The organism is Mycobacterium sp. 1245801.1 (assembly GCF_001673055.1).
GTDB lineage: Bacteria > Actinomycetota > Actinomycetes > Mycobacteriales > Mycobacteriaceae > Mycobacterium > Mycobacterium europaeum_A.
On record NZ_LZKY01000380.1, the window covers coordinates 1 to 4,506 of the forward strand.

Sequence of the window (4,506 nt, forward strand, 5' to 3'; positions counted from 1 at the left end):
GCGGAAATACCCGCCCAGCCGATCGGTCGGCTCACTGGCCAGGCGCACCGTTTGCAGCAACTGCGGCGTCAAACTCGCATCGCGGTCCCGTAACCCGAACGGATCAGGACCAAACCGGTCCTCGGCAACCGGACCGCGACCCGAACGCTCCCGCTCAAGCTCAACCACTCGTGCCCGCTCCACCAGCGCCTGCACTAACGCGTCGCTTGCCCTGGCATCCTCATGGGTGCCACGGGACTCAAGGTGCTCCGCTGACCGCGACCCCCCATCACTGCTGGCCGCTGTGCGCGCCGGCCCGCTAACCTCTGAACCGGCCTCTGGCACGCCCTGCGTCCGCCAACGGTCAAAATCGCTGTGCCTGTCCGGCAATTCGGTCATCAGTCGGTCGTCGCTACCCCCCGACCCGAGATGCCCATCATCCGACGGGGACGATTCATCCTCGTCATGTGGAACGAGCGAAGCCGACCGAAGATCCCTATAGCCGGGCTGACGCCGGATCACCCGAGGACTTCGAGAAACACTTGGCGCACCTTGAACCGGGCCCGATCGGCGCGGGCCGTCACTATCCTCACCAGGCGGATTCATCGGTTCCTGCGAGCCGAACGGTCTTTCGGTCATCGATGCGACTTCATCGGCACTCAATAGCCGCGCACCGTCGGGCAGGCCGATCCCCTGGGTCAGCGGCAACATCGCCAAGGCGGTGGCGTTTGTCGGGTCCACCGCCAAGGTGCCGCGTTGGGGATCAACAAAACTGACCCCACGCTCATCAACCACACCGACATAGACATGGTTGATCTCGTCGCCGCCACCCACGGCGATCAACGCCATCGCACCCGGGCCCGCAGCACCCAACACCGAAGCCGCCGAAGCGAAATCAGCAATCCGCGACACCTGATGCTCGTCGTCGCCCAACCCCAACGACTCACGGTGGAAATTAACCAGATCCACACCCAACAACGGCTCGGTATGCGGGGCTTCAAACGAGCGACCCTCCCGCTCAGAAAGCACAAACGCAAACGCACTCATCACACAATTGGTGATCGCCCCACCAACATCACGCTGCGGATTCACCTCGACCAACCACGGATACCGCTGAACCAGCGACTCCGACGTATGCCCGCTGGGCAACACCGGCCCGACCGGCTCAACCGGCACCGCACCAAACCGTTTGCCCCCCAAATGAAACGCCGAAGCAACCTTTCGAACCCTCTGCCCAAGGGTGGGCACACGCGATACTTCCAGCTGCTTGAGTGCCGCTCCCACCATCTTCAAAATCTGGCCCTCCGCCCCGGCGGTAAAGCCGTTCGCATGCCCGCGGCGCAGCGGCTCGGGCAACTCCTCATAGGCGATCAAAATCCAGTCATCAATGTCGGGGGGAAGGTCATTGAAGGTTTTAAGGAGCTTTGTTCTGATCCGACGAGCCAAGGAGTCGACGTCCTTTGGCGGCAGCCCAGCAGCCCCGCCCACATCAAGCGGCTCACCCCGGCCGCGCCACACTGTTTGGAACCGTTCCCAGCCCACCGGATCCTGCAAAGCGACCAGACGACGTACCTCGAACTCCACCTGTTTGTCGACGGTGCGGCTCCAACCAGACTTCAGATAGTTTGCCCGCACGTCCGCGGGGATCTTCCAGTAGGCGTGCTCGTAGGCCGCCTCGATATCCGCGGTGCCCCATTCGGCATCCCTGCGCAGCAGCGAATCCCGCAGCCTGCTGTCGACCCGCGCGACGGTTTTGTTGAAATCGACAGGCCGCAACGCGTCTTTGTAACTGGGGTTCGTCGGTATTCCCAACTGCACAAGCCGATCACGCACCGCCGCATACCCGGACTCGAGGCGAGAGCTACGCTCGGCCCGCTTCGGCTCGGGCAGCCTCTCGTAGGCCATAGCGATCCAGTCATCAACGTCGTCGGGAAGCTGGAGGAATGCGCGCTCTAGCCTGCGGTGGATGTGGTCGAGCAGCTTGTGTTTAGGGGGCAGGCCAGCAGAGCCCCCGACGTCTCGCGGTGGGCTGTCGAACGGCGCCACGCGCCCGCCGGCTCGCCCCAGCTCTTCCCGCACACGGTAATCCACCTCCCTCCACAACGTCGGGCTCCACCCAGATCGCTCATAATTGCGACGCAACTCCCCCGGGAGCTGCGCAAACGCGTCGTCAAAGGCTCGACCGATCCGATCGTCAACATCCTCCGGCAGTTCGACGCCGCCCGCGGTCTGCAGCCTGTATCGGACCCGCCCGACCGTTTCCTGAAGCTGCAGAACGTGATTACGCACCCTCCGGCGCAACCTCTGCTCAAGTTCGGCCCCAGGGCGGGCGCCCTGGCTCATCAATTCGTCGTAAATGCGCGCAATGCGGTGCTCAACATCGTTCGGCAATTTCGCACCGGACTCGGCCTGCAAGCTTTCTTGGACCCGGGCAACCATTGCCTCCAGACCGCGAAGGTGCCCACCCACCTCGCGAGACAACGTCTGCTCGAACACACCCCGCTCCGGGGCACCCTCGCCGGGCAACGTCTGCTCGCTTAGGCGTGACCCGTAATAAACGCGCGCAACGGCGTGCTCAACAACATCGGTCGGCAGCCTATGGCCACGCTCGGTCTGCAGCCGGTCTCGGACCCGGACAACCATTGACCCAAACTCGCGAAGATGCTCACCCACCTCGCGAGACAACATCTCCTCGAGCACACCCCGCTCAGGGGTACCCTCACCGGGCAAGGCCTGTTGGCCCAGCCCTAACGTGTCATAGCTGCGCTCGATACGATTCCCGACATAGTTCGCCAGCTCGCCGAACTCACTTGCCAGCGCGCTATGAACGCTCGAAACGAACTCTTGAAAACCAGGCGGACGGCGGTAACGCGGAGGCCTATCCCCAATATCTGCATACGCCGGAAGCTCCTCCCCACTCTGGGCAGGCGACAACGGCGCAGCTTGCTGCTCATATTGCGGCGGCGCCACCTCGTCGCCCTCTCGAACCGACCCGGCCACAGCATCACTAACACCAGCTGGACCGAAGTATTCAAGAGCATCATCGAAGCCCTCGGCCGCAACATCCGGTGGCGCCGATCCCGAACGTCCCAACCCCGAGCCGAACGGTCTTTCGGTCATCGATGCGACTTCATCGGCACTCAATAGCCGCGCACCGTCGGGCAGGCCGATCCCCTGGGTCAGCGGCAACATCGCCAAGGCGGTGGCGTTTGTCGGGTCCACCGCCAAGGTGCCGCGTTGGGGATCAACAAAACTGACCCCACGCTCATCAACCACACCGACATAGACATGGTTGATCTCGTCGCCGCCACCCACGGCGATCAACGCCATCGCACCCGGGCCCGCAGCACCCAACACCGAAGCCGCCGAAGCGAAATCAGCAATCCGCGACACCTGATGCTCGTCGTCGCCCAACCCCAACGACTCACGGTGGAAATTAACCAGATCCACACCCAACAACGGCTCGGTATGCGGGGCTTCAAACGAGCGACCCTCCCGCTCAGAAAGCACAAACGCAAACGCACTCATCACACAATTGGTGATCGCCCCCCCAGCATCACGCTGCGGATTCACCTCGACCAACCACGGATACCGCTGAACCAGCGACTCCAACGTATGCCCGCTAGGCAACACCGGCCCGACCGGCTCAACCGGCACCGCACCAAACCGTTTGCCCCCCAAATGAAACGCCGAAGGCTGCAAAATCCGCGTCGGCCTAGGCTCCGCGACTGGAGCCGATGGCGCCGCCCCGGGCGTACCGTGCGCATCCGGCGGGATCGATTCAATCGGCGCGCTGGATGGGCCTCCCGATTCCGCCCCGTGCTCAGACACTCGTTCGGCAAAGTCCGGGCCGTGGCCCTGTAGCGGGGGGTTTGCCGTGCTGGACTCCGACAGCTGGGAGTCATGTGTGTGGTCGCCGGTTCGGGCGGGCAGCTGCGGGACGGGCGGGGGCCCATCGGCCTTCGCCGAGTCAGACGGGGGCAGGTCGGTATGGGGCCGGTTCGCCGTGTCTGTCTGATGTGTGCTCGACGTTCCCGGCGGCTCAACGCCGTCCTGCGGCGCACCGAGCGCCGCGGCGGTGGTAGGCCCCCCCGGCGCCGCCCTCACGCGGTCTTGATAGTCCAGTAGAAGAGAATCTGGATCTTCGATGTCTAATTGCGCCAGACCGTCGCGCGCGGCGTCGAGCCCTCCACTGGTCGAGCGAGCATGCTGTTCATCGGTCGAAGCGTCCGGCGCAACCGAACGATTGAACGCCTCAACGAACCGGTCCCACGCCTCGAGCCGTCGCCGCGACCGATTCTCTGGCAGCTTGCCCCGACCTTTCTCCGAAAGCGCAGCATCGGCACGCTCATCTAGGTGCCGGCCCCAAGCCTCACGCTGGTCGCCCGACAGCAGCCGAAGAAGACCCGGCGACTTCTCCTGTCTGCCAACAGATTCGACAGGCGCACCCCCGCCACCCTCAAGGACACCGACCGGGCGTTGATCACGCGGCGGTGCGGCCTGTCCGTTACCCGACGAATCATTGCC

At 64.0% G+C, this 4,506-nt stretch carries 1 protein-coding gene; it reads right to left on the reverse strand.

The features are described from left to right. On the reverse strand, positions 1–3,636 hold a 3,636-nt coding region (locus A5622_RS24380), incomplete at its 3' end, for a hypothetical protein (RefSeq protein WP_156753078.1). Positions 3,637–4,506 lie beyond the last annotated feature (870 nt).